Origin of the sequence: Marinobacter sp. (assembly GCF_041686475.1) — a bacterium.
Taxonomy (GTDB): Bacteria; Pseudomonadota; Gammaproteobacteria; order Pseudomonadales; family Oleiphilaceae; genus Marinobacter.
The window spans coordinates 1-5,041 of sequence record NZ_JAWLDU010000108.1; the positions used below are offsets into that span (position 1 = coordinate 1).

Below are 5,041 nucleotides of genomic sequence, written 5' to 3' on the forward strand. Positions count from 1 at the left end.
CGCTCCTGGGCCTGCTCATACTGCCGCTGGATGGCCGCCTCAGTCGCCTCTGCTGTAGTGAGCGTGTCTGCCGCACGAAGAACGTTGAAGTAAGCTGTCGCCACGTCCAGGATTAACTGCTGCTGCGCCAGGTTGTATTCCGCCTGAGCGGATTCCGTCTGGAACTTGCTGGCATCGTAATCGAACCAGGCGTCGGCCCGAAACAGGGGCTGGGTCAGCTCAACGCCAAAGGCATAGGTTTCATATGCGGCGTCCTGGCTGGGACCATCGGTATCGGTATGACTGACATCACCAAATGCGTTGATCTGCGGCAGCAGGTTGCTGCGGCTGACATCACTGGCGGCCTGTTGTGCTTCGAAACTGGCGCGGGCGGAAGCAATGCCGGAGTCATAGGAGAGTGCTTTCTCATAAGTCTCAACCAGATCCATGGAAAGTGCAGGCTGGGCTGCGAGCAGTCCAATCAGCCCGGAAAGCAATCGTTTTTTCATGACTTCTCCTGTTAATGATTCACCCGGCGAGGTGGCATTATGGACAATAAACAGCCTGAGCTCTACACTTGTATTCGGCACAGAGTGTATGTGTCAATGATATCGAATTCGCGTCTTGACGGGGTGCTGGCGTCAGAAAATCTGACAGTCGGCTGAGATTGCCATGCAGAACCCGCAACCTGATCCGGATAATACCGGCGTAGGGATTTGAGACAATAAAGCACGGACACAGGCCTATCCCCTGTGATCACTGCTCCGTCATACGCGACCCGTTTCTTACCCAACCCGGGGACGCAAGATGACAAAAATACCTTCCTACCTCAGCGATTCAGCCAAAGTCGATTCCGCAGCCATCGAACCGCTGCCTCAATCCGGTAAGATCTACGTACAGGGTAGCCGACCCGATCTGCGGGTGCCCATGCGGGAGATTACCGTGGGAGACACGCCGACGGACATGGGTGGCGAAAAAAATGCGCCGGTAGCCGTCTACGATACTTCCGGCCCCTACAGCGATCCGGACGCAACGATCGATCTGCGCAAAGGCCTGAAGCCTATCCGGGCCGCGTGGATTGAAGAGCGCGGCGACGTGGAACAGCTGGCGGACTACACCTCAGAGTTTACCCGCCGCCGCATGAAAGATCCCTTGCTGGACCCGCTCCGTTTTATGGACGAGCGCAAACCGCTGCGGGCCAAATTCGGCCGGAATGTGAGCCAGATGCACTACGCTCGCCAGGGCATCATCACACCGGAAATGGAATTCGTCGCTATCCGCGAGAACATGAAGCTGCAGGATGCGCGGGAACAAGGGCTTCTGGAGGATCAGCATCCGGGCCAGTCCTTCGGGGCGTCCCTGCCGCAGGAAATCACGCCGGAATTTGTCCGGGACGAGGTCGCCCGCGGCCGGGCGATCATTCCCAACAACATCAACCACCCGGAAACCGAACCGATGATCATCGGCCGCAACTTTCTGGTGAAAATCAACGGTAACATCGGTAACTCGGCGGTCAGTTCCTCCATCGAGGAAGAAGTGGAAAAACTGACCTGGGGAACCCGCTGGGGTTCCGACACCATCATGGACCTGTCTACCGGAAAGAACATCCATGAAACCCGGGAATGGATCATCCGCAACTCCCCGGTTCCTATCGGCACCGTGCCTATCTACCAGGCACTGGAAAAAGTCGGCGGCGTGGCCGAAGACCTGACCTGGGAGATATTCAAGGACACGCTGATTGAGCAGGCAGAGCAGGGGGTGGATTACTTCACCATCCACGCTGGCGTGAGGCTGCATCATGTACCCATGACGGCGAAACGCACCACCGGCATTGTGTCCCGCGGCGGCTCTATCATGGCAAAGTGGTGCCTGGCTCACCATCAGGAGAGCTTCCTGTACGAGCACTTCGAAGACATCTGCGAAATCATGAAGGCTTATGACGTGGCTTTCAGCCTCGGTGACGGGCTGCGCCCAGGCTCCATTGCCGATGCCAACGATGAAGCCCAGTTCGGCGAACTGGAAACCCTGGGTGAGCTCACCAAGATTGCCTGGAAACATGATGTCCAGTGCATGATCGAAGGCCCGGGCCACGTGCCCATGCAGTTGATCAAGGAGAATATGGATAAGCAGCTGGAATGCTGTGACGAAGCCCCGTTCTACACCCTCGGGCCATTGACCACCGACATTGCCCCCGGTTATGACCACATCACCTCCGGCATTGGTGCGGCGATGATTGGCTGGTTCGGTTGCGCCATGCTTTGCTACGTCACTCCGAAAGAGCACCTGGGCCTGCCTAACAAGGACGACGTCAAAACCGGCATCATCACCTACAAGATCGCCGCTCACGCCGCTGATCTGGCAAAAGGGCATCCCGGCGCCCAGATCCGCGACAACGCCCTGTCCAAGGCCCGCTTCGAGTTCCGCTGGGAAGATCAGTTCAACCTCGGCCTGGATCCGGACACGGCCCGTGCCTTCCACGACGAAACCCTGCCAAAGGATTCCGCCAAAGTGGCTCACTTCTGCTCCATGTGCGGCCCTAAGTTCTGCTCCATGCAGATTTCCCAGGAAGTACGGGAGTACGCCAAGGAACACGGCCTTGATGAGGTCTCCGCGGTGGACGCCGGTATGAAGGAAAAATCCAGGGAGTTTGTGGAGGCCGGATCCAAGCTTTATGACAAGGTCTGAGTTGGGCTTCTAGCCTTCTTGGCTTGGTGCTTTGGCCGGGCAGGGAGCCCAAGCGCCCCATGGACGGGCTTGAGCGTGTTTTGGGAGGGAGGCCCCAATGACTGTCTTGTACCAAAGCCAGAATGCAGAGAAGTCCATGCACAAGGCTTGCACCCAAGCTGAAACAAGGGCTATCGTTCAGAATCGTTCTCAAATACGGATCTGAAATCTGAAATGACCGAACCCTTCCAGTTCAAAGACACCGACGTAAAAATCGAAAAGCGCGAAACCGTTTTCCAGGGCTTCTTCCGCATGGATAAGCTCTGGCTGACCCACACCCGTTTCGACGGCAGGGAAATGCCCACCTTCACCCGCGAACTCTTCATCCGCGGCGATGCCACCTGCGTATTGCCTTACGATCCGGATCGGGACGAGGTCGTTCTTCTGGAACAATTCCGCCTTGGCGCCCTCGGCCGCGACCAGTCTCCCTGGCTGCTGGAGCTTGTCGCCGGCATGAATGAAGACGGGGAATCCCCGGAAGAGGTTGCCCAGCGGGAAGGCCAGGAAGAGGCTGGGCTGACGTTCAAGCCGCTGGATAAAATCTGCGATTATCTGGTCTCTCCCGGCGGAAGCACGGAACTGATTCACCTCTATTGCGGTCGTATCAGCACCGAAGCAGCGGGTGGCCTTTATGGAATGGAGCATGAACACGAAGACATCCGTGCCCACGTATTCAGCGCCGACGAGGCCATCGCAATGATTTATGATGGACGTATCAATAACGCCGCAGCGATTATCGCACTGCAGTGGTTGCAGTTGAATCGCCCGCGATTGCGGGAAGGTTGGAGCTGATATGACAGAATGGGTGATGAAACCCCGGCGCTACGTACCGGATTTACGACGTTTCGGCGCGCTGTGTGATGGCAATTACATGCGGCTTCATCGGTTGCGTAAGCTGGAGGCCAGGGGCCGCCCCGTTTGCGAGTTTGAACTTCATCGCGAGCATCAGTATCTGGGGCGGGTTCGCATAGAAGTGCTGCAAACTACGAAGTTCACTGAGACCCTGCTGCTGGAACAGGTGCACAACTCCGGTCGCTGGCTGAACAATCCCCAGTTGACGGTGCGGGTATATCATGACGCCAATATGGCGGAAGTCATCAGCTGCTATCGTGACAGGCAGATCGCGCCTGTGAACGATTATCCTAACCGGTTCATGCATCACCCGGACGAGAAAGTGCAGGTCAACAGTTTCCTGGCCGACTGGCTGGACTACTGCCTGCGATTTGGTCACCTTCCCATGGAGCACGCTGCCTGGTCTGCCGGCGAGGGCGTGGACTAAGGTTGTATGTCTGTTCTTCGTGTATTGGCCTAGAGTCCGCACCAGATTGTGCGAGAGTTGTCAAAACAGGCAATTGGGCGCCAATGCCTGAACAGAATGTGATGAATATTCTGGATGCAGTCGTAAAAACTGAATAATCTGCCACCATGCCTGCATCACCGGTGAGTGTTGCGACAACGCAAGAAACACGAGTGCCATGACACAGAACGACAACCCGCGTGCCCTCCGGGTGCTGCAGCTGACCGACCCGCACCTGATGGCCGATCCGGCCGGTGAACTGTTGGGCGTCAATACCAGAGACAGCCTGGATGCCGTTATCGAACAGGTTCTCCAGAATCATGGCCAACCGGATCTTATCCTTGCTACTGGTGATATCGCCCAGGACGCGACCGAAGAAGCCTACCGGCTTTTTGGTGACAAACTGAAGGCATTTCGTTGCCCCTCGGCCTGGATGGCTGGCAATCATGATGACTCGCCATTGCTGGCCCGTATCGCTGCCGAAAGCCAGGCCGATCAGCGCCACATTGTTCAGGGTGGCTGGCAGTTTGTGCTATTGGATACCTCGGTTCCCGGAAAAGTATTTGGTGAGCTGGCGGAGTCCGAGCTGGCCTTCCTTGAAAAAACGCTCAGCGAAAATCCGGACACACCGGCTTTGATTGCCCTGCACCATCATCCGATTGAAATCGATACCCGATGGATGTCGCCGATCGGGCTGCGGAATCGTGATGCCTTCTGGCGGGTGGTCGACCGTTTTCCACAGGTAAAAATTGTACTCTGGGGGCACATTCATCAGGAACTGGATCAGACACGCAATGGTGTTTGCCTGCTGGCAACGCCGTCTACCTGTATCCAGTTTACGGCCGGCTCCGTGGAGTTTTCCGTGGAGGACAAGGCCCCCGGGTATCGCTGGTTTGAGTTGCAGCGCTCCGGTGAGTTCTCTACGGAAGTCAGCAGAGCAACAGATTTTGTGTTTGATCTGGACAGCACCAGTTCCGGTTACTAGCAGGTTTGTGATTGGCCGGGTGGCCTGTTAATCGTCGCAAAATTTCGTATATAATT

At 56.5% G+C, this 5,041-nt stretch carries 5 protein-coding genes and 1 riboswitch; of the genes, 4 read left to right on the forward strand and 1 reads right to left on the reverse strand.

The window, feature by feature from the left end; all coding sequences use genetic code 11:
* Positions 1 to 488, reverse strand: a 488-nt coding sequence (locus ACESMB_RS14630; RefSeq protein WP_372971943.1) for a TolC family protein, incomplete at its 3' end; no start/stop codon positions are given.
* Between the two features lie 109 nt (positions 489 to 597).
* Positions 598 to 712, forward strand: a riboswitch (TPP riboswitch).
* A 74-nt stretch (positions 713 to 786) separates the two neighbouring features.
* Here ACESMB_RS14630 and thiC point away from each other — a divergent pair.
* From thiC to cpdA, 4 genes are all read left to right on the forward strand, one after another.
* Positions 787 to 2,664 carry a phosphomethylpyrimidine synthase ThiC gene (thiC, locus tag ACESMB_RS14635; RefSeq protein WP_372971944.1) on the forward strand — a complete coding sequence of 626 codons (1,878 nt, stop codon included), beginning with the start codon at positions 787 to 789 and terminating at the stop codon, positions 2,662 to 2,664.
* A 213-nt stretch (positions 2,665 to 2,877) separates the two neighbouring features.
* Positions 2,878 to 3,495, forward strand: coding sequence for an NUDIX domain-containing protein (locus ACESMB_RS14640; protein ID WP_372971945.1), 618 nt, complete (start codon positions 2,878 to 2,880; stop codon positions 3,493 to 3,495).
* Position 3,496: 1 nt separating this feature from the next.
* Positions 3,497 to 3,982 (forward strand): DUF1249 domain-containing protein, encoded by a 486-nt coding sequence (locus ACESMB_RS14645; protein ID WP_372927311.1) that lies wholly within the window; start codon positions 3,497 to 3,499, stop codon positions 3,980 to 3,982.
* A 196-nt stretch (positions 3,983 to 4,178) separates the two neighbouring features.
* Positions 4,179 to 4,985 carry a 3',5'-cyclic-AMP phosphodiesterase gene (gene cpdA / locus ACESMB_RS14650; protein WP_372971946.1) on the forward strand — a complete coding sequence of 269 codons (807 nt, stop codon included), beginning with the start codon at positions 4,179 to 4,181 and terminating at the stop codon, positions 4,983 to 4,985.
* Positions 4,986 to 5,041 lie beyond the last annotated feature (56 nt).